At 47.3% G+C, this 19,565-nt stretch carries 18 protein-coding genes and 1 pseudogene; 8 read left to right on the plus strand and 11 right to left on the minus strand.

What is annotated here, in order from left to right; translation table 11 throughout:
• Positions 1-31 precede the first annotated feature (31 nt).
• Entirely contained in the window at positions 32-1,456 is a 1,425-nt protein-coding gene (locus tag ACSTTG_RS16530; RefSeq protein WP_438475602.1) for a sulfatase, read from the minus strand.
• Positions 1,457-2,543: 1,087 nt separating this feature from the next.
• Between ACSTTG_RS16530 and ACSTTG_RS16535 the strand changes: the two genes are divergently transcribed.
• A complete protein-coding gene (locus ACSTTG_RS16535) occupies positions 2,544-3,419 on the plus strand; it encodes a helix-turn-helix transcriptional regulator (protein ID WP_438475603.1) in 876 nt (291 codons plus the stop codon).
• Positions 3,420-3,483: 64 nt separating this feature from the next.
• On the opposite strand, the gene galM is transcribed toward ACSTTG_RS16535, so the two are convergent.
• The gene (gene galM, locus ACSTTG_RS16540; protein ID WP_438475604.1) at positions 3,484-4,575 is read right to left on the minus strand and encodes a galactose-1-epimerase; all 1,092 of its coding nucleotides are present in this window, start codon (positions 4,573-4,575) and stop codon (positions 3,484-3,486) included.
• A 256-nt stretch (positions 4,576-4,831) separates the two neighbouring features.
• On the opposite strand from galM, the gene ACSTTG_RS16545 reads away from it, so the two are divergent.
• Positions 4,832-5,371, plus strand: a complete 540-nt coding sequence (locus ACSTTG_RS16545) for a peroxiredoxin family protein (RefSeq protein WP_438475605.1) — start codon at positions 4,832-4,834, stop codon at positions 5,369-5,371.
• A 39-nt stretch (positions 5,372-5,410) separates the two neighbouring features.
• Here ACSTTG_RS16545 and ACSTTG_RS16550 read toward each other — a convergent pair whose 3' ends face one another.
• From ACSTTG_RS16550 to ACSTTG_RS16560, 3 genes are all read right to left on the minus strand, one after another.
• The gene (locus ACSTTG_RS16550; RefSeq protein WP_438457380.1) at positions 5,411-5,779 is read right to left on the minus strand and encodes a winged helix-turn-helix transcriptional regulator; all 369 of its coding nucleotides are present in this window, start codon (positions 5,777-5,779) and stop codon (positions 5,411-5,413) included.
• 106 nt (positions 5,780-5,885) lie between these two features.
• On the minus strand, positions 5,886-6,470 hold the full coding sequence (locus ACSTTG_RS16555; protein WP_438475606.1) for an NAD(P)H-dependent oxidoreductase: 585 nt from the start codon (positions 6,468-6,470) through the stop codon (positions 5,886-5,888).
• 103 nt (positions 6,471-6,573) lie between these two features.
• Positions 6,574-7,062 carry a P-loop nucleotide/nucleoside kinase family protein gene (locus ACSTTG_RS16560; protein WP_438475607.1) on the minus strand — a complete coding sequence of 163 codons (489 nt, stop codon included), beginning with the start codon at positions 7,060-7,062 and terminating at the stop codon, positions 6,574-6,576.
• A 337-nt stretch (positions 7,063-7,399) separates the two neighbouring features.
• On the opposite strand from ACSTTG_RS16560, the gene ACSTTG_RS16565 reads away from it, so the two are divergent.
• Positions 7,400-7,792, plus strand: a complete 393-nt coding sequence (locus tag ACSTTG_RS16565) for a hypothetical protein (protein ID WP_438475608.1) — start codon at positions 7,400-7,402, stop codon at positions 7,790-7,792.
• Between the two features lie 30 nt (positions 7,793-7,822).
• On the opposite strand, the gene ACSTTG_RS16570 is transcribed toward ACSTTG_RS16565, so the two are convergent.
• The 4 genes from ACSTTG_RS16570 to galE form a co-directional block, all read right to left on the minus strand.
• Positions 7,823-8,293 carry a NanQ anomerase/TabA/YiaL family protein gene (locus ACSTTG_RS16570; protein ID WP_438475609.1) on the minus strand — a complete coding sequence of 157 codons (471 nt, stop codon included), beginning with the start codon at positions 8,291-8,293 and terminating at the stop codon, positions 7,823-7,825.
• Positions 8,294-8,462: 169 nt separating this feature from the next.
• Positions 8,463-9,617 carry a galactokinase gene (gene galK, locus ACSTTG_RS16575; RefSeq protein ID WP_438475610.1) on the minus strand — a complete coding sequence of 385 codons (1,155 nt, stop codon included), beginning with the start codon at positions 9,615-9,617 and terminating at the stop codon, positions 8,463-8,465.
• Between the two features lie 91 nt (positions 9,618-9,708).
• Positions 9,709-10,761, minus strand: coding sequence for a UDP-glucose--hexose-1-phosphate uridylyltransferase (locus tag ACSTTG_RS16580; RefSeq protein WP_438475611.1), 1,053 nt, complete (start codon positions 10,759-10,761; stop codon positions 9,709-9,711).
• Positions 10,762-10,770: 9 nt separating this feature from the next.
• Entirely contained in the window at positions 10,771-11,787 is a 1,017-nt protein-coding gene (galE, locus tag ACSTTG_RS16585) for a UDP-glucose 4-epimerase GalE (protein ID WP_438475612.1), read from the minus strand.
• A 273-nt stretch (positions 11,788-12,060) separates the two neighbouring features.
• Between galE and ACSTTG_RS16590 the strand changes: the two are divergent.
• From ACSTTG_RS16590 to ACSTTG_RS16605, 4 genes and pseudogenes are all read left to right on the plus strand, one after another.
• Positions 12,061-13,230 (plus strand): annotated as a pseudogene (locus ACSTTG_RS16590) (FIST signal transduction protein); the annotation flags it as partial.
• Positions 13,231-13,431: 201 nt separating this feature from the next.
• Entirely contained in the window at positions 13,432-14,043 is a 612-nt protein-coding gene (locus ACSTTG_RS16595; protein ID WP_438475659.1) for a methyl-accepting chemotaxis protein, read from the plus strand.
• A gap of 222 nt (positions 14,044-14,265) precedes the next feature.
• Positions 14,266-15,075 (plus strand): Cof-type HAD-IIB family hydrolase, encoded by an 810-nt coding sequence (locus tag ACSTTG_RS16600; protein WP_438475613.1) that lies wholly within the window; start codon positions 14,266-14,268, stop codon positions 15,073-15,075.
• Positions 15,076-15,361: 286 nt separating this feature from the next.
• Complete coding sequence (locus tag ACSTTG_RS16605; protein ID WP_438475614.1) at positions 15,362-18,370, plus strand: glycoside hydrolase family 2 protein; 3,009 nt, start codon at positions 15,362-15,364, stop codon at positions 18,368-18,370.
• A 99-nt stretch (positions 18,371-18,469) separates the two neighbouring features.
• On the opposite strand, the gene ACSTTG_RS16610 is transcribed toward ACSTTG_RS16605, so the two are convergent.
• Together ACSTTG_RS16610 and ACSTTG_RS16615 are read right to left on the minus strand one after the other, a co-directional pair.
• Entirely contained in the window at positions 18,470-18,664 is a 195-nt protein-coding gene (locus ACSTTG_RS16610) for a hypothetical protein (protein ID WP_438457370.1), read from the minus strand.
• 206 nt (positions 18,665-18,870) lie between these two features.
• Positions 18,871-19,062: a hypothetical protein gene (locus ACSTTG_RS16615; protein ID WP_438457369.1), complete on the minus strand. Its 192-nt coding sequence runs from the start codon at positions 19,060-19,062 to the stop codon at positions 18,871-18,873.
• 251 nt (positions 19,063-19,313) lie between these two features.
• On the opposite strand from ACSTTG_RS16615, the gene ACSTTG_RS16620 reads away from it, so the two are divergent.
• Positions 19,314-19,514, plus strand: coding sequence for a hypothetical protein (locus ACSTTG_RS16620; RefSeq protein WP_438457368.1), 201 nt, complete (start codon positions 19,314-19,316; stop codon positions 19,512-19,514).
• Positions 19,515-19,565 lie beyond the last annotated feature (51 nt).

Here is a 19,565-nt window from a genome sequence, read left to right on the forward strand (position 1 = left end):
AGCGGCAACATATGACCCTTGGGATTTTTATCTATTTGGGCTGTACTCGCGTAACTGGTGCCCGGTGAGCATCCATTCTTTCCATCGCATAACCCTCATATTTTCTCTGCAGTTGCCACAGTGGTCGCTCCAATTCCAGCTCCCAAGCAAAGAGCTTTTTGTATAACTCACGCACCAACTCGGGCTTGACCGCTGCCAGGTCATTTTGCTCTGAGATATCCTTGCTCAGGTCGAACAGCTCGGCCGGGCGATCGGGGTAGCGCAATAGTTTCCAATCACCGTCACGTATTGCTGCGCGGGTCTCTTTTTTCCAATACAGCGTTTGATGAGGCCGCGTATCGTCATCACCAGCGACATAGGGGATCAAATTCACACCATCGAACTCCTGATACTGGCTAGGATCATCGCCTGCAAGCGCCACGAAGGTTGGCAATAGATCAAGCGTGCTGATTGGGTAATCAAATTGACTTGGCGCTGATATAGAACTCGGCCAGCGAATGAAAAAGGGCACACGCAGTCCCCCCTCTAAATGGTTGGCTTTGTTACCGCTTAGCGGGGCATTATCCGATGCATTGGCATCCGTTGGACCGCCATTGTCATTGGTAAAGACAATCAAGGTATTATCTGCAAGCCCTAGCTCCTCAAGCGAATCAACAATCCGACCCGTTGCGCGGTCCATTGCCAGCGTCATCGCCGCCAGTTTTTGGCGCTTGCCAGTCAACTGAGGAAATTGCTCAAGATCGGCCTCCATCGCATCCATGGGCGCATGCACCGCGTTGTAAGAGAGATAGGTAAAAAAAGGTTTATCTTGGTTTTGCTGAATAAATTCAATAGTTTTATCAGCAAGAACATCGGTTAAGTAATAGTCTGGCTCTTTGTAGCTCCCAAGTCCGCTCTCGAGTTTGTCTTCCTCTAAATAACGGTCGTTCTCACCATAGCCCCAATAGCTTCGTGCCCCACCGCGAAAACCAAAGAAATAATCAAAGCCTCGCTTGGTCGGATGAAACTTATCGGCATTGCCTTGGTGCCATTTACCGATGATCGCCGTTGTATAGCCCAAATCTTGGAGGTAGTTCCCCATGGTGTTTTGCTCAAGTGGCAGCCCCATGTCATCACCCGTTAAACCCGATTGACTCATGTAACCAGGAACGTTATTTTCCTCGTAACCAAAGCGCTGCTGATAACGCCCAGTGAGTAAACCTGCTCGTGATGGCCCACAAACGGCTGCAGTCACGTAGGCCTGTGAAAATATCGTTCCAGCGGCAGACAGCTCATCGAGCCTAGGGGTTTGCATCACACGACTACCATGAAAACCAAAGTCCGCATAACCGGCATCATCAGAGACGATTAACAAGATGTTGGGCTGGGAATGTTCGGCGAGCGTCGGATAACTATAGATCGCACACATCGAGAGACACAGTGTACCTAACTGACGGCAATAACTATTTTTCTTCATTGGTTCCATTCCTTTGGATATCGGCTAAATAGCGAATTAAGGATTTATTGGGTAAAAAAATATTTGTAGTGCTATCACTATTAGCTGTTTGTTCATATATATTCCACTGACCTATGATTTTAATTTACATTTATACTTTATTTAAAGTTGGGGTTAGTTAACCACTAAGGCATAGACAATTACTATCAGGAAAAAATATAACTGCATAAAACATGTTATTAGCTTGGGATGCAGAATGTCATTCCGGTAAAGATATACTGTTCCCTTCTGTCCTGTGTCGGATTTAACCACTTGCTGAAAACACATGCCTAAAGATTTGCTCAGTACCACTTTAAAAATCGGCCAAACTTCATAATTTCAATAACTTAAACCTAGACTCAAAGCGGAAAATGAGAGCTTCATCAAATCACCTAGGCGCAACTAATGGCTCATCATCAGCCCTACAACACGCAAAAATGTCTGTTAGATCATCTTTTTAGCAATACTTGTTGAGGTCTTACGCGCAGCGCTTGTAGAATTTGACTAGGATTATTTGTGGCCAATATTTATGGATGAGATGAAAATTGAGTGGGCAATTCTCATTAGGACGATTTTACCCTTTGCGGGTGCTTATGTTTTTGCAGGGGTTTTAATTTATCTAACCTTGGTCAGGAAAACTATCGACCATGCCTATCCTTACATAGCCGCATTCATTGTGTGTTTTATTATCTTCTTATGCGGACCACTGATTAATGTGATGCCCAATGAATCGATTAAGACAGTTTATGGTCTTTTGCGGAATTTTCTGCTGTTTACCATAGGTATTCCTATGTTATTAAAGGGCTTGTTTATTCTCGCCAATATCCCTATTCCCAGGGCCGTGAAAGTTTGGCCGTATTTGTTGGGGTTATCTTGGTCATTACTGCTCGCATTGGCGCTTGGTATCGATATAGGCATAGATTTTTCACCAAGGTTTAGTACTGTCTATCGCTCACAAGCCGTACTCATTACCCTATATTTGTTAGCACCGACTTGCTATATATTGCTGAAAGGCCCATCCCGATTCGTGCAGTTTTTCCTCTGGGGTGTTTTGAGCCTGTATTTTTTCATGTTAATCGGCAACGTATTTGAATACTGGGAACTCTACTATGCCGGCTCAAGCCTAACCGCGTTGATTTGGGCAGCCGCGATGTTCTTTGATATCAAGCAAACCAACCGTAGTCTCGAGCATCATCACGAGAAGGCACTGGCTAAGGCTGGCACTTCGTCACCTGATAAACAGTCGTTTAGCGATTATTATCCCACAGAGCGAGAATCTGCTTTCCCAGTGAAAGAGCGTGAAGAGCTAATCGAGATTGTTAAGACGTCAAGTATTGGCTTGATTGAGGACAAAGCCGCCGCACTTTTTCACCAGCTAAAAAAGTTTACTGACAACGACATCAACACGATTCGTGTCAGAGTAAAAGAAATTGTATTTATGCTCTACGACACGGTTATCTTGGCGGGAGCGGATGCGCCCCCTCTGATTCAGAGGCTTGAAGAGATTAGTCAAGCTATTGATGATGTCACTGACGGTGAGGCAATCTTTGATATTATCATTCATGAGTGTCAGTATGTGGCACAAACCATGGTGGAGCTCTCGAGTCACCGCTTGGATAACCAATCGGACAACCAATTGGTTACAGACATCAAGACCTACCTAGACACCTGTTATGACAAAGACATTAGTCTCAATGATGTTGCGGCAAAGATGAACGTGAGCCGCTCTCACATTACTCAAGTGTTCAAAGCCACCACACAGCAAACCATTACCCAATATTTGACCGACGTTCGCGTCAATCGCGCCAAGATACTGCTGCTCTCCCACCCGGTCACCGATGTGGCGTTTGATGTTGGGTTTAACAACCCGACTTACTTTTCTACGGTATTTAAGAAATTGACGGGTATGACACCAAGCCAGTACCAGCAAGAGGCTAAGCAGTAGTTTATTTCGTCATAAAGCAAAAAGCCTGCTTTGCGCAGGCTTCTATCACTTAATCCACATCGACTCAGAACATGATCTGATACGCCGTGCGGTGACGGTAGGTCTCTTCAGGGCGAAGCATTGGACAGCGGTCTTGCCATTCAGGGTTATTAGGTGCATCAGGGAAGTATTGAGTCTCTAACGCAACACCATCGTACTTGGCGTATTGCTTATCAAAGCCTTCAATACCATTTAGGAAGTTACCTGTGTAGCATTGCATCCCTGGTTTGGTTGACTTGACTAACAAGGTGACGTCATTTTCCGGCGCGACCATTTTGGCCAGTACAGAAACTGAATCACACACCTCAGGCTCAAACACAAAGCAGTGATCATAGCCGCCAGCCAGTTTTTGATCGCTATCTTGCAAAAAGTCACGTCCGATGGATTTCGCCACGCGAAAATCAAAGCTGGTCTCCGTAACACTGCGCAGCTCGCCAGTCGGGATCGCGGTTTGGTCGGTCGGCAAATAGTGATCAGATAAAATCTGTAGCTGATGCTCGAGAGCGCTTCCATCGGCATTTTCCGCGCTGAGGTTAAAATAAGCATGATTGGTCAGGTTGATTGGGCACGCTTGATCGCATGATGCGTAGTAATCAATCGTCAGCTCATTTGATTCACTTAATTGATAAACCACCTTGACCATAAGGTTGCCCGGGTAACCCTGATCACCATCCGCTGACGCAAGCTCAAACACCACACGACTGGTATTGAACTCAGTGATTTCCCAGCGACGCTGGTCGAATCCAGCGTCACCGCCATGCAAAGAGTTGAGCCCATTATTGACCGGTAACTGATAGCGTTTACCATCAATGCTGAATTTACCATTGGCAATACGGTTAGCAAAACGTCCGACCGTTGCCCCCATATAAGCCCCGTGCTGCGCAAAAGCTTCAATGTGCTTGGGTCTGATCAACAGCTCTCTGTTTTGCCCGCCAACCGGGGCGCAAAAACTCAGCCAGGTTGCCCCAATATCCATAAATGAGGCAGTCACACCATTGCTGTTACGCAGGTGTACCACTTTCGCCGCTCGACCATCGCGATAAACGCTTTGTGTCATCGCTTGCTCGAGTAACTCTAACCCATTCAACTGATCGTTCACTGATATTACTTCGCTCATTTTCAATCCTTGTAATTCTGATTTGGCTAAATAGTACCACTGGTCTTACCGGCTAACCGTGATCGGTTTATCGTTTGTGTAAACGTTTCCACAAAAATGTGTATTTAGTGAATAGTGTATTTTAACCACCTGATTACTCGGGGATGTTGTTTACTTGGGCAAGCATAGGTTACCAAAAGGTAACTAATTGATAATTCATGCAAGCATGACTAAATTGATTAAGGTAAATCGACAATCTGAATATGGAGTGACAGCAATGGCGACTTCCTCAAAGCTTAAAGCTGGTGATCAATTTCCCTCAATAGAAGCCACCCTTCTTGATGGCTCTTTAGTACAACTGGGTAAGCCAAACAGCCCGGCCACTTGGCAGGCTGTGTTCGTGTATCGTGGTAGACATTGCCCACTGTGCACTCGTTACCTTAACGAGCTAGCGAGCTATAAACAGGCATTTGCTGACGCTGGCGTCGACATTATTGCGGTATCGGCTGACTCAAAAACTCAGCTTGAGTCACACCTTGAAAAACTGGAGATTAACTTCCCAATCGCATACGGACTGACAGAAGCGCAGTTAAAAACGCTGGGCGTTTACATCTCAATACCAAGATCAGAAAAGGAGACCGACCACAACTTCGCAGAGCCTGGTCTGTTTATCGTAAATGAAGAAGGGAATCTGCATGTGGTGGACATTTCAAACAACCCATTTGTCCGCCCTGAGCTTGGAGCATTAACGCGCGGTCTGGCTTGGATTAGAGACCCAGATAACCATTATCCGATCCGCGGGACACTGGATTACTAAGGATAAACAAATAAGTGATACTGGCCTTGCCAGTATCACTTATTTAACCAGCTCAATTTGATGTGCCTCTGACCAAAGGCGCAAAGACTCGAGAATATCCAGTGCACTGCGGCCAAACTCGGTAAGCTCGTAACACACTGCCAGCGGCTTTTCACACAGTACGGTACGGGTGATCATGCCCTCGGCTTCCAGCTCCTTAAGTCGCTGATCGATCATCTTCTTACTTGCCCCACCGAGCATTCGGGCTAAGTCATTAAAGCGCACGGGACCATCTTTGAGGTGATAAATCAAAGACCCTTTCCACTTCCCGCCGATAAGGCGCATGCCTTTCTCAATCGCACACGGCTCCGAACACACGTTAACCACTGACTTTCGACCACGTTGGTCAATACTGATTTTACTTTCCATATCTCTCCTACAACTCATTACATCCAAGTAACCCTAGATGACGTCTTGCCTTCAATACAGGGTTACTTGGTTTGCTTCAGCCACATTGGGCGACTCAATATACCTGTTAGAAGTGGCTATCGAGGTGCGCTGCGAATCGCGCGAAATCACCCTCAATATCCGCGTTCTTCATCACATCGTAACAGGCAAATGTTGGCAGCGCCTGCATACCAAAGAAACGGAAGTTAGCATGCATGTGCAGCATCAGATCATCAACACTCTTACCTTGGAACAAGTACTCTTCTTGGTCGTCAAATGACTCTTGTGGCGCATTGAACGTCAAAGAAAGCATGTACTTGCTGTTGTTTCGTGTTCCGCCCGTACCATAATTCTTCTTTGGCTCTTGTTCACTTCGACCATCAAAGTGGCACAACGCGCCACCCATGCCCGCAGTAAACACATCATCCATATACTTTTTAAATGACCAAGGCACTGTCATCCAATTGATCGGTGATTGAATGATCACGCGGTCAGCCCACTCAAAATGACTGAGTTGCTCATCAACAACAATATCATCTTGCATCGTCACCACGCGAACTTGATGTCCTTTTGCGCCAAGCGATGTTACCGCCATATCGACAAGACTGGAATTTAGTTTACCCTGTGAGTAAGGAGAAGGCTCGTGGGCGTTAATAATCAATACGTTACTCATAATATAAATACCTTGTAGAAATACACATTTAGCTTGTCGACTCGCTATGTGGTTTATTATGGTAACCTAGAATCCAAGTTTCAATTAGTTAACTTTTGGTAACCTACTTCAGCATCCCCTCTCCTTGATAAGTGGTTATGTACGGCTCGTCGACTGGTGGTTCAAACTTCGACCAAAACAGTTCGAGCATCTCATCACTCATCTGATAACAAGTCATACCCTCTTTTGTGTTACGCAGCAATGCCCGCGCTCGGCATACCTCGTAATCAACGCCCAAATAAATAAATTCAAAGTCGAGCTGATGAGACTGCGCCCATTCGACGGCTTGCTCGCGCTCTCGTTTGCTCCAAAAACCGTAGTCAAAAATCACTGGAACGCCCAGCTGAACCATACGCAGTGCGCTGCGGTCGAACAACTCGCGCAGTGTGTTGAGTCTGCGATCAAATACTTCACGCTCCATATGCTCACCAAACAGCGGGATCATCCACTCATCGGGTGAAAAAATAAATCCATTGTGCTCAGTGGCGAGCTTGTTGGAAAGTGTCGACTTACCAGAGCCGATAAACCCACAAACAAAATATACCTGTATCAAACCATTCTCCTTGTTAAATCGTCATTTTAGTCAACCAAGGGTGATAGATTGCACTCATCGCTGATGATCCTTGACGAGCTCCTCGATTTGAAGGCCAAAACAAAAGTGACAGTGTCACCAATATAATCACTCTAGTGAACCAAACTGCGTATCATTGTAAAGAATTTTGCCAAATATGGGCTGCCTCAACTAACAATTCTGACTAGCCCCCACTATGCTCTTTCGTGAGCTAATAAGGCCCAGCAAGAGGCAGCTCGTTGTCAGACGTCAGTGGTTTTAATCACTCTCAGCAGCCACCTGCGAGAAAATGTAAAGCTAATGAAACGGACAACAAGATATGAACACCCTTAATGCTGACCTCATGCCCCTTAACGCGCTTCTCGATCGTATTTTTTCCATCAATCTTCTCGAAACCACGGCGACTAAACAACGGGCTGGAGAGATCAAAAAGTTATTGGGGGATATCGACAGCCAGCTCATCCACCTGAGCACCATCGGCAATGAACTCAAGGTTCAACATGGCCCAGATGAGCGTGCACGGACCATTTTACGCGCCAGTAATAAACGCACTCGATTGTGCCTAGAGGCGCTCAGAGTTCAGTTTGAGATCCTCACTCAACAATCGATGAGCTTTGATGAACAATATTCAGAAAACGTCATGACACTGCGTCAACGAGTAAGAAAATTGCGCCAAACCCTGTGCCGAATCATCAGCCAGGGGGGACAGTAACTTCTTGCAAACTATTGAAATAAAACCTTGCTACGCAAACAGCGAGCAAGGGATTTTGATGATCGCTTTACGCACCACCCGCGCCTCCTCTGCCATGCACAGGGGGCGATGAGGTTGATTAGGATAGAACAACGCAAAATCACCAGGCGCGAGCGTTACAAATTGCTCATCCTTGATCGCTTTGCATATTTTGATGTCATGCTCGAGCGACTCCATTTCAACCAGCTCGTCTTCAAGATGGTTAGAGAAACCGATAGCTTCTCTGCCCTCAAGCAGAAGCTCAATATCTAGGTAATGTTTATGAAACTTGGCAGAGCGCTGGTCTTTGGGACTGGTTTTTGCACGGGCTAATACGACATAGGCACCGCTCATCGAGAGAGCATATTGCCCATCTTCAGCGGCGTCATCGTGGGCGATCATCCAGCTCTCTTGTATCAGAGCGCGCAAGGTTGGATGAATATAGGGGACAAGATTGAGTTTACTTACATGGCCAAACAGCATTCGCATTAACCTATTTTTGCGTCAACATTGGTACGTTGATAGTAACACTATCACGACTATCCAACTAAAACGTTACCGTAAATGTAAGGCGATTTTAATACTGATGTAAGCAGCCTGTGTGGCTCGTAGCAAAATTACCACGAGCACACTCAGTTTGGCATTGAGTCGCTTAAGCGATCAAGCCGGCGCCATCGGTCGCTTGACACACATAGATGTCTTCTTTGAGACCGGTTGCCGCTTCATATTCACGCTCAACTGTTGCCGTGATATCACCAACCAATGCTGGCGGCACAAGAGCCACAATACAACCGCCGAAACCACCGCCAGTCATACGCACACCGCCTTGATCGCCAATCACACCCTTAACGATATCAACCAGAGTATCCACTTCTTTTACTGTAATCTCAAAGTCGTCACGCATAGAGGCATGAGATTCCGCCATCAGCTCACCCAAACGACGGATGTCATCTTGGCGTAGAGCTTCCGCCGCTTGAACGGTACGATCGTTTTCGGTGATCACGTGACGCGCACGCTTATAAACCAGTTCATTAAGCTCGTGTCCACGTGAATTAAACTCTTCAATGGTAACATCACGCAATGCGTTAACACCGAATACTTGCGCCGCTTCTTCACACTGCTCACGACGGGTGTTGTATTCACTATCAACGAGACCGCGCTTCTTGTTGGTATTGATGATCACCACCGCCATATCATCTGGCATCGGCACTGCTTTGGTCTCCAGAGAGCGACAATCCAGCAACAGCGCATGATTCGCCTTACCTTCAGCTGAAATCATCTGATCCATGATGCCGCAGTTACAGCCAACGAATTCGTTTTCTGCTTGCTGGCCGTTCAGCGCGATCTCTGCTTGAGTGATCTCAATGCCGTACAGCTCTTTGATGGTTTGACCAATGACGACTTCAAGCGCTGCTGATGAACTCAAGCCAGCGCCTTGAGGCACGTTACCGCTCACCGCGATATCAACGCCAGCGAACTCGAAGCCACGCTTTTGAAGACACTGCAACACGCCACGAATGTAGTTCGACCACATCTTGTCTTGCTGGAACTCGATTTCTTGATCAAGGCTAAACTCATCGCGAGCATTACCATAGTCAACAGACACTAGGCGAACCAAGTTGTCTTCACGTTTAGCGGCGGCAACCACGGTTTGGTAGTTGATCGCACATGGTAATACAAATCCATCGTTGTAATCGGTGTGCTCACCAATCAGGTTAACGCGGCCAGGCGCTTGGATGATGTGGGTCGGCTCGTAGCCTAATACCGCCTCAAATGAGGCTTTCACTTTTTGGACTAAATCAGACATCCTTCGTCCTCAATAATAGTTGATAGTTTTTGGGATTGGGGCACTCAAGTACCCCATGTTTATAGTTAATGACTGTCTTTTGAACAGACAGTTACTGCTCTTTATAGTGAACATCACTTAAGTCACGCAGACGCTGTGCTGCCTGCTCTGCGGTCAAATCACGCTGTGATTCTGCCAGCATTTCATAACCGACCATAAATTTGCGTACTGACGCGCTGCGCAACAATGGTGGGTAGAACAAGGCGTGAAGTTGCCAGTGCTCAATGTCCGTTCCTTCCTCAAAAAACGGAGCATAGTGCCAACCCATTGAGTATGGGAATGAGCACTGGAACAGGTTGTCATAGCGACTGGTTAGCTTTTTGATTGCTACCGCTAAATCATCACGCTGTTCATCGGTTAATTCACTCATACGACGAATGTGAGTTTTAGGTAGAAGCATGGTCTCGAATGGCCATGCTGCCCAATACGGAACCACGGCAATCCAGTGCTCGGTTTCAACTACAGTGCGAGAGCCGTCTTCAACTTCCGCGTTCACGTAATCCACCAACAAGTTAGAGCCGTACTTCTCGTAGTACTCACGTAGATTTTGCTCTTTACGCTCTATCTCGTTTGGCAAGAAACTGTTTGCCCAAATCTGACCATGTGGGTGTGGCTGAGAACAGCCCATGGTTTCGCCCTTGTTCTCAAAGGCTTGAACCCAAAGGAAGTCTTTGCCTAGCTCTTCAATTTGCTCGTTCCAGGTATCGATTACACCACGAATTTTAGCAACCGGCAGCTCTGGCAGAGTCTTGCTGTGATCTGGGGAGAAACAGATCACTCGGCTAAGACCACGAACGCCTTGCGTTTTAAACAATGGATTATCTGATTCAGGTGCATCTGGTGAGTCCACCATCAAGGCCGCAAAATCGTTACTAAATACGTATGTTCCTTCATAATCCGGGTTAACGTCACCCGAGATACGCTCGTTGGTTGGACATAGGAAGCACTTATGGTCGTAGCTTGGTAGCTCTTCAGTTGAAGGCTTCTCATCCTGACCACTCCAAGGGCGCTTCGCACGGTGCGGTGATACCAAGATCCACTGACCCGTTAGCGGGTTGTAACGACGATGTGGATGGTCGACTGGGTTAAATTCGATGTTTGACATAAGTACTACTTATCCTTCATATCCTTGTGGGTTCTTCGATTGCCAGGTCCAAGTGTCCTGAGTCATTTGTGCAACGCTGCGCGTGGCTTTCCAGCCTAGTTCACGCTCTGCTTTTTCTGTACTTGCCCAGCACTCGGCAATATCACCTGGGCGGCGAGGACAAATTTCGTATGGTACGGGATGACCACAGGCTTGACTGAATGCTTCAACCATTTCAAGCACGCTCGAGCCTTTACCAGTACCTAAGTTAAAGATATGTAAACCTGACTCTTTACCCACCGACTTCAATGCCGCAATATGGCCATCAGCAAGGTCAACCACGTGGATATAATCGCGCACGCCCGTGCCATCTGGGGTATTGTAATCGTTACCAAAAACAGCCAATTTTTCGCGCCGACCGACGGCTACCTGAGCGATAAATGGCATCAGGTTATTCGGAATTCCTTGTGGGTCTTCACCCATGGTGCCAGATGGATGTGCACCCACTGGGTTAAAGTAGCGTAGCAGTGTAATGCTCCAGTCGTTCTCTGCGTTAAACAGGTCCGAATAGCACTGCTCAACCATATACTTACTGCGACCATATGGGTTCGTCGTTGCCCCAGTAGGAGAGTCTTCAGTAATAGGCACAACCTCAGGGTCACCGTAGACAGTGGCCGATGAGCTAAACACGATGCTCTTAACACCAGCCTTGCGCATGCTGCGCGCCAGCACCAGGGAACCATTGACATTATTGTCATAGTATTCAATGGGTTTAGCAACTGATTCGCCAACAGCCTTCAAACCCGCAAAGTGGATAACAGCGTCGATTTGATGCTGAGAAAATACCGAGTCAAGGAAGGCTTCATCACGAATATCACCCTGATAGAACGCAGGCTTGCGACCCGTTAGCGCCTCAATCCGATGCAAGACTTCCTCTTTCGCATTTGACAGGTTATCGACAATAATCGGTTCAATCCCTACTTCGATCATCTGCACGCAGGTATGACTGCCAATGTAGCCCATACCGCCAGTTACTAATACTTTCATAAACTCCTCCCAAGTTGTTGAGATAGATTCTAGACAAGAATTGCGCTTGATTTTGTGACTACTTTCACACTGTGGAAACGTTTACACTAAAATTTGCAATTTGACAGCGAGGTGTTGATAACAGCCGTGCTAGTCTTTGAGTTCTACAAAATGAGACGGCGATTCCAAAGCACTGATATTATTATCAAATAATATAATATCTGTCACAAATCATTAGTATGATTCGGGATCATGTAAAGCAGTAAGTAACACAGGCCAGGGAAAAGCAGGCAAATGAAGCGTTTTTTTAACCGACAAAAAAGTACCGAGCGCTCGGCGAATGTCGAGCCGATAAAGGTTCTCTCATTAGAGTTTGAACAAGTATTGAGCTTATCTAAAGCCCAGCTTTCCGATTCCGACGACCAACCAGCCCTAGTGCTTGGTTTTGTTCCTTGTCAATTTGACATTGACAGAATTCGTCGCACGCTGACCTCAATCGTTGATTGTGAGGTTGTTCTTACCAGCACAGCGGGACAACTCGCGAGCACCGGGGGAAATAACCTCTACCAAACGGGGCAAGACAAACAAGTCGTGTTACAAGTATTCTCCTCAGAATTGATTGAACAGGTCTCTTGTCATGTGATTAAGCTCCCTTGCCAAGATATTCATAAGCAAAGCTTATCTTTAACCAAAGAGCAAAGAATCAAGGCGATCACCGACCAGTTAAGCGCAATTACTCCGTCTTTTGTCCCTGACCACCACAATAGTTTTGCCCTCACCTTAGTCAATGGCTTCACCAACTGTGAGAGCTGGCTCATGGAGGCACTGTATCAAAGCGGTAAGTTTGCGGTTCCTGTGGTCGGGGGGACTGCGGGCAACGATCTGTCTACCAATGTGACCTCTATTGCCACCAGTTCGCAGGTTGTTCACCAGCACGCCATCATTTGTTTTGTCAAACTGAGTAAGGCGTATCGCTACCAGTTGTTCACCAGCCATAATTATCAGCCGACCAGCCAACACTGGCTGATCACCGAGGCCAATCCTCCCCTGCGTACTGTCGCCAAGGTGCTTGATCAGGGCGAGTCAGGAATGGTGTCCATCGTTGATGCACTGTGTCGTTATCTTAACTGCCAGCCAGAGCAGCTAGAGAAGGCACTAGAGGGCTATACGTTTGCAATTAAGGTCAAAGACACTTTCTATATCCGCTCAGTGGCAGCAATTGATATCGCACAAGGCGGTCTTTCTTTCTACTGTGATCTTCCACTAGCGACTCATCTGTATCTAATGAAGAGTAATGATTTTGGCGCAACGACCCAACGCGATTTCGATGCACTCAATGGTCACGGCTCGGAGCCGGTGGGTGGCGTACTGTTTGACTGCATCTTGCGCCGCCTAAAAAACCCAACTGCCTTGAGCCGTTTGAATAGTTTTAACGACTTCCCGTGTGCGGGCTTTTCTACCTTGGGCGAGTTGTGTGGCGTCAACGTCAATGAAACCTTAAGCGCGCTGTTCTTCTATCGTCAAGAAGCACACCACCCAGTCAGCAGTAGTAATTTTGTCACCCAGTACGCCTCTTTCGCCCGCTACTTTGTAGAGCTTGAGCTGCAAGCAAGTCAATTGCTTAGCCAAATGCAACAAAGCATGATCCAAACCAGTCAAAGCACCATGTCGGTGGCCAATGAATCTTTGGCGCTATCAAAGCAGGCTGAGCAAAAAACTCATGCAATCAATAGTGACAGTCGAGAGCTTAACGATCAATTTAGTGAATTCAATCAATCGATCACGACGTTAACCGAGCAGCTTAATGTCTTAAGTGGCAACGTTAATAGTGCCGAGGGTGATCTCTCAACAATTGAGGCCATCTTTAGCATTATTGAGAAGATTGCAGAGCAAACCAATCTGCTGGCGCTGAATGCCAGTATTGAAGCCGCTCGCGCAGGGGAACATGGACGCGGATTTGCCGTCGTCGCAGATGAAGTGCGCAAGCTGGCACAAAACACCCAAGAATCACTCAATGATTCACGTGATAGTGTGGCCAGACTGCTTAACCAATTCGGGCAGATCACTAAGGACGTAACCACCGTTACTAGTGAAATGGATGTGGCCAACGAGCAAACAACGCGAATTTTGGAGAGTATTCGCCATATCGACAATCATGTTGAAGAAACCGGTGATTTACTGCAAAGCACAATACAAATTGCAGAAAAGCTTGAATCCATCTATCAACAAGGCGAAGTGACCAACCGCCATATCGAGCTAATCCGCGCACAGTTTTAAACAACTCCGATAGCTTTCTAGTGGTAGCAAAATAGGGAGAGGCTAGACCTAAAGTCACCTCTCCCATCACTTCTTTTATTGTCCTCACCGCCATCCCAGCAGTTTCAAGCTATCCACCAGAAGTAGTGGTCACTGAATGATTTTCGTCATTCGCCAAAAATTCATTTTTCTTTTACCGTTATTTAGTGTTTCATTACGGTTTTATTTTGCAGGTAAGTATAGATGTACAAGTTAATTGCCCTTGATTTAGACGGCACCCTACTCGCAAGCGACAAGCGCATTTCTGAGCAAAACCAACAAGCTATCGCTAAAGCGCGTGCAGCGGGCGTAACCGTCGTTTTGGCTTCCGGGCGCCCTATCCAAGGCATGGTTGATAAACTAGAACTGCTAGGAATCAATTCTGATCGAGATTTTGTCCTTTGTTATAACGGCTCCATGGTTCAGAACATTGCTACAGGCGAGGTGATCCATCAGCAGATCATTGACGGCAAGGCAGCGAAAAAGGTGGCACGCAAGGCAAAAGCGCTTGGGGTTTATTGCCATGCGTTCAGTACCGAGCTGGGTTTGATCACCACAGAGCACAACCCATATACCCAGATTGAAACCGATATCAACGGTACCCCTGCAACTGAAATGAACTTCGAATCGCTTGAGGATGATCACCCGATAATCAAAGTCATGATGGTCGGCCCTGCTGAGAAAATCACTCAGACCTCTGCTGCGATTGATGAGCAGTTGAGACAAGAATTCAACGTAGTGCAAAGTGCGCCCTACTTCCTTGAATTCCTTAACCCATTATCAAACAAGGGTATTGGTGTCGCGGCCATTGCAGAATACCTCAACATTCCGGCTGAGCAAGTGATCGCTATGGGTGATGCGGAAAACGATCACCATATGCTGCGTTACGCAGGGCTTGGGATTGCAATGTCTAATGCGATGGAAGAGACAAAGCAAATCGCTGATCACATCACCATCAGTAATGATGAACATGGTGTCGCGCACTGCATCGAGCAATTTATCTTCAATCAATAAGCACTTATATTGCTCATGGGTCCCTGCAACGGCTCATGAGCATTTCTCCCCAACCGCCCTATTATCACACTTTTTGTCGAAGGCTAATGGCGGTTTCGACTGATCTTGGTTTGTAATCTGAACTAGGTCAAACTCCTTATTATCCTCTCGTTACCCAGTCACGAATTAACCGTCGTAAGCTCGCAATTTATCACTATCTGATTAAAGTGAAACGATTCGATCAAGCCGAATTTGGCTCTGTTCTCACAACTCAATCTGATAAAATCATGACAGTGTAAGGAGATGCATGAAAAACCTGCTCAAGGCCGCAGTAACCTTAGCGAGCCTACTACTGTCAGCCAGTGTGGCTGGACATACCCTCAACTTTAATCCCTCATGGAAGTTCATCAAACAAGATGTGGTCGATGGTCAAGCGATAGACCTTGATGACAGTGATTGGGAAACGGTCTCGGCGCCCCATACCTTTAACGACATCGACACCTTTGATGATTGGTCAGAATTAGGCCATGTTGGTGAACGCAATCAATGGTCGGGGCGTACCTGGTATCGTAAACATTTTGTCACTCAATCAGAATGGCAAGATAAGCGTGTGTACATTGAATTTGAAGCGGTTCGCCAACTCGCTGAGGTCTATCTAAACGGTCAATTACTTGGCACCTCAGAGAATGGATTTCTGCCGTTTGGTTTTGACCTGACGCCACATCTAAACCCGGACGGTAACAATGTCCTCGCACTCATGGTTGATAACCGATTTGTGGCCGATGAAGAGGGCAAGGGAACCAAGTGGCATGTGTACGAAGGAGGCGCTCGCCTTCCCTGGAACAATCCCCACTGGCATCCTGCTCATGGCGGAATTTATCGCAACGTTAAGCTGCATATCAAGAGCCCGCAACACCTTACCCTTCCAATTTACGACAACCTTGGAACCGTGGGGACCTATACCTACGCGATTAAGCCAAGTCGAGAAAATACCACCGTCGGCATTGAGCCACAGATACACAATACCGCCAACCACCCTATCAACTTGACGCTGGTCTCAACGGTGAAAGATGAAGATGGCGCTTCTGTTCTGTCGCTCAGCCAAGATGTTTCGCTTGATTCAGGAGAAAAGAAAATCGTCACCCTGCGTGGTCAACTTGATATGCCGCGACTGTGGGAGCCAGCGTCACCCCACGTTTATCAAGTCACCACTGAGCTCTTTCATGGCGGGCGCCTTATCGATAGCGATCAACAGCCACTTTGGATCCGTTGGATGACATTCAACCCCCACACGGGGTTTTACATCAATGACCGCTACGTCAAACTCAAAGGCTGGGGGCAGAAATCGACTAACGAGTGGCCGGGGCTTGGCGCTGCCCAACCTGACTGGATGCACTACTACACCATGGAGCTTATGCAGCAGGCTAACGGCAACATGGTGCGCTGGGGGCATACTGCCGGTGCTAAGGTATCCCTCGTTGCCTCTGACCACCTTGGTATTCTCACTCTCCAACCCGGCGTTGACGGTGAGCAGGACGTAGAAGGACATGCCTGGGATGTGCGCAGCGCAGCGTTTCGAGACATGATAATCTATTTTCGCAATCACCCTTCGATCATTGTCTGGGAAGGAGGCAACCGCAGAGTGAGTGAAGAGCATGTCAAAGAGCTCACCGCTTGGGTGGAAAAGTATGACCCTTACGGAGGTCGCGGCTATGGCCATCGCTCCCCTGACAGAGTGGTGGCGAAATACAGTGATGTCAGCATTACCATGGAAGGCGGTGGTTTTCGACAAAACATGACGCCGATTGAGGGCGAATACAACCGTGAGGAGAGCCCGCGCAGGGTATGGGATAGACAAACACCACCGTATGAAAACTGGCATGCGAGTGGCAGCTATGATCTTACCGCCGAGCAGTTTGCCCTAAATCAAGTTTGGCAATGGGACAAGGTTAGCCATCGCTCCCATGGTGGGGGCGCCAACTGGATCTTCTCTGATTCCACCAGCGGCGGTCGCGTGAATACCGAGGTGGCAAGAACCTCTGGCGAGGTCGATGGCGTACGCTTACCGAAAGAAGCCTTTTACACTAGCAGGGTGATCTTTGCTGATGAACCTGATCTGCACCTACTTGGACACTGGAATTACCCGCTAGGAACATCAAAAACCCAGTATGTGGTGGCCAATGTCGAAGAAGTTGAGCTAATTATCAACGGTCAATCGCTGGGCAAAAAGCCGCGCACCCTTGGCACTGATGTACTCAATAATCAGCATCCGATGATCTTCGCCTGGCCTGACGTTGACTTTGTCCCAGGCGAAGTCGTGGCGCTTGGCTACAACGACGGGAAAGTCGTCTCTCAGATGCGCAAGCTTACTACAGGAGAAGCGGTTGAGTTAAGGCTTACGCCTATGACGTCACCAAAAGGCTTGCTTGCCAACGGTAGTGATGTGGTGCTGTTTGATGTTGAGGCTTTGGATGCCAAGCAAAATCGTGTGCCAACATGGAATGAGCAGGTTAACTTTAGTGTCTCAGGCCCAGGCATATGGCGCGGGGGATACAATAGCGGCAAGATTGATTCAATCAATCATCTTTATTTGGACCTAGAATCGGGGATCAATCGCGTTGCGATTCGCTCGACTCAAATCCCCGGAGAGATAACCCTGACGGCCAAAGCGCAAGGTATTGAGTCTGCGAGTATCACTATCGCGTCCCTGCCTGCCGAGATTGATAATGGCATCAGCTCTTATCCGCCAATAATCCCTGTACCCCAACCAACGGTGCGTCAATCTCCACCAGGGGCAGAGGACTTTGAGATGGCGCGCAGAACCAAACCGCTAGAGGCGCAAAAAGTTGATGGCATTGTTACCAACCTGACTTACACGGGTCCTTCTCAGGCGGGTGCCGATATCGTTAGACCAATCGCTGGCCAAGCGGCTTACAGTGACTACCCCAACCCATTTCAAGCTGTGCACCCAAGTATCGCGCATGCAGAGCAGATCCGCCTACCGTTCCATGACTGGGATTACTGGGCAGCTGATGTAGTGGGTTTTGTGATCAACCAAGACGCATGGGTATACGTGGCACATCCCGATACGGTGCCGACCCCAGCATGGTTGACCGCTGATTATCAGCTTGTTGATGGTCAGTACTCGCTCAATGAAGGCAATGAGAATTTCTACCTCTATCGCAAGCGCTTTGATAAGCACAGCGATGTGTTGATCCCAAGTAATCTTGACGTAACCGCCGAGGAAATCGACAAGATAAGCAACAAGCGACAACATTATCGGATGATGATGGTGTTTGTAGTGCCCATCGAGTAACGGTCTCACTAATATGACTAAGATTCTGGGTGTATGAAGTTGATCAACACACACCACGCACCCGAATCTTTATCTACAACAACCATTATCATTCGTTGATCACTGACGCTCTCTCCAACCTTTCTCACCTGGTGCTTTGCCACCCTTGCGATAGCACTCAGTGACAACCATGGTTCCCTCATACTCACCATTGATAAAACATGGCGCTGTCGGAGCGCCCCCTGTTCCTGAGCCATTGCTCGCAAGCGTGATGCCAGAGAATGTCAGCGCAATACTGACTAACAAAGTTTTCATCGGATGCCTCCTATTAACTAAGTTGTGATACGTCTCGACCTTGTAAAAATAGCAAATTATTGGGATAAACCGCCTCTGATTGACAGTTTTATCAAGACTAGGAGGGATAAATAAGCTTGGAGTAAAGAGTGTTCAATAGTGGTAATTTTGGAGGGAAGGCGTGGCACAACAGCCTCTATGCCACGTGTCCTGACAAAGCTATTGCGTTAGCTTTGACTGTCTTTCCAACCCGCTTCACCCGGTACTTTGCCCCCCATACGGTGACAAGTGGTGATTTGAATCGTGCCTTCGTATTCGCCGTTAATGTAGCAAGGAACAGACGGCGTACCTCCTGTGCCCTGACCTGCGAACGCAGTGCCAGAGAAAAGAATGATGATGCTAAACAGTAGTGTTTTCATGAGTTACCTCCTTTGTCAGGGTCTCATACGTCTAGACCTAACAAACGAAGCAAAACTTGCACTCAATTTGATAAATTAATCAATAACCATCATTTGTCTACAAATTTCAGATTCGCAAATTATGTAATCAAATTACAGTCAATGAACTCTTTATGACATTTATCAAGCCGATCTTGATCACATTTTGAATTTAAACTAAGGTTAAAGGGCTTTAGGGCGTAATTTAATTACATTTTAGAAAAGGAAAGCTTATGTTATCAGTGATAAAAGAATTGTTTATTCCAGTACGAGACTACGCAGGTCGTGATATTGACGTCGTCATCGCTCGCCTAGCGGCCCAAACGGCGACAGAGCCTACTGCTTGGTCCTACCTTAGCGAGCTCTCTGTTTATGAGAATACCTTAAGCGGCATGCGCATCTACCCTCATGAGGTTACCAAACATGCAGCCTGATGCTACGTGTAACGTAGAATCGCTCTTCCCTCAGCTCAACCGAGGGATAGA

It is taken from the genome of Vibrio glycogenivorans, from assembly GCF_051660965.1.
In the GTDB taxonomy this organism is placed as follows: domain Bacteria; phylum Pseudomonadota; class Gammaproteobacteria; order Enterobacterales; family Vibrionaceae; genus Vibrio.

Coding starts and splice junctions, on each gene's coding strand:
- galM (WP_438475604.1), bottom strand. CDS start 4,575: ATGAGCGAAGTAATATCAGTGAACGATCAGTTGAATGGGTTAGAGTTA.
- galE (WP_438475612.1), bottom strand. CDS start 11,787: ATGAAAGTATTAGTAACTGGCGGTATGGGCTACATTGGCAGTCATACC.
- ACSTTG_RS16570 (WP_438475609.1), bottom strand. CDS start 8,293: ATGCTGTTTGGCCATGTAAGTAAACTCAATCTTGTCCCCTATATTCAT.
- ACSTTG_RS16565 (WP_438475608.1), top strand. CDS start 7,400: ATGAACACCCTTAATGCTGACCTCATGCCCCTTAACGCGCTTCTCGAT.
- ACSTTG_RS16545 (WP_438475605.1), top strand. CDS start 4,832: ATGGCGACTTCCTCAAAGCTTAAAGCTGGTGATCAATTTCCCTCAATA.
- ACSTTG_RS16615 (WP_438457369.1), bottom strand. CDS start 19,062: ATGAAAACACTACTGTTTAGCATCATCATTCTTTTCTCTGGCACTGCG.
- galK (WP_438475610.1), bottom strand. CDS start 9,617: ATGTCTGATTTAGTCCAAAAAGTGAAAGCCTCATTTGAGGCGGTATTA.
- ACSTTG_RS16605 (WP_438475614.1), top strand. CDS start 15,362: ATGAAAAACCTGCTCAAGGCCGCAGTAACCTTAGCGAGCCTACTACTG.
- ACSTTG_RS16610 (WP_438457370.1), bottom strand. CDS start 18,664: ATGAAAACTTTGTTAGTCAGTATTGCGCTGACATTCTCTGGCATCACG.
- ACSTTG_RS16535 (WP_438475603.1), top strand. CDS start 2,544: ATGTTAATCGGCAACGTATTTGAATACTGGGAACTCTACTATGCCGGC.
- ACSTTG_RS16620 (WP_438457368.1), top strand. CDS start 19,314: ATGTTATCAGTGATAAAAGAATTGTTTATTCCAGTACGAGACTACGCA.
- ACSTTG_RS16530 (WP_438475602.1), bottom strand. CDS start 1,456: ATGAAGAAAAATAGTTATTGCCGTCAGTTAGGTACACTGTGTCTCTCG.
- ACSTTG_RS16600 (WP_438475613.1), top strand. CDS start 14,266: ATGTACAAGTTAATTGCCCTTGATTTAGACGGCACCCTACTCGCAAGC.
- ACSTTG_RS16550 (WP_438457380.1), bottom strand. CDS start 5,779: ATGGAAAGTAAAATCAGTATTGACCAACGTGGTCGAAAGTCAGTGGTT.
- ACSTTG_RS16580 (WP_438475611.1), bottom strand. CDS start 10,761: ATGTCAAACATCGAATTTAACCCAGTCGACCATCCACATCGTCGTTAC.
- ACSTTG_RS16595 (WP_438475659.1), top strand. CDS start 13,432: ATGTCGGTGGCCAATGAATCTTTGGCGCTATCAAAGCAGGCTGAGCAA.
- ACSTTG_RS16555 (WP_438475606.1), bottom strand. CDS start 6,470: ATGAGTAACGTATTGATTATTAACGCCCACGAGCCTTCTCCTTACTCA.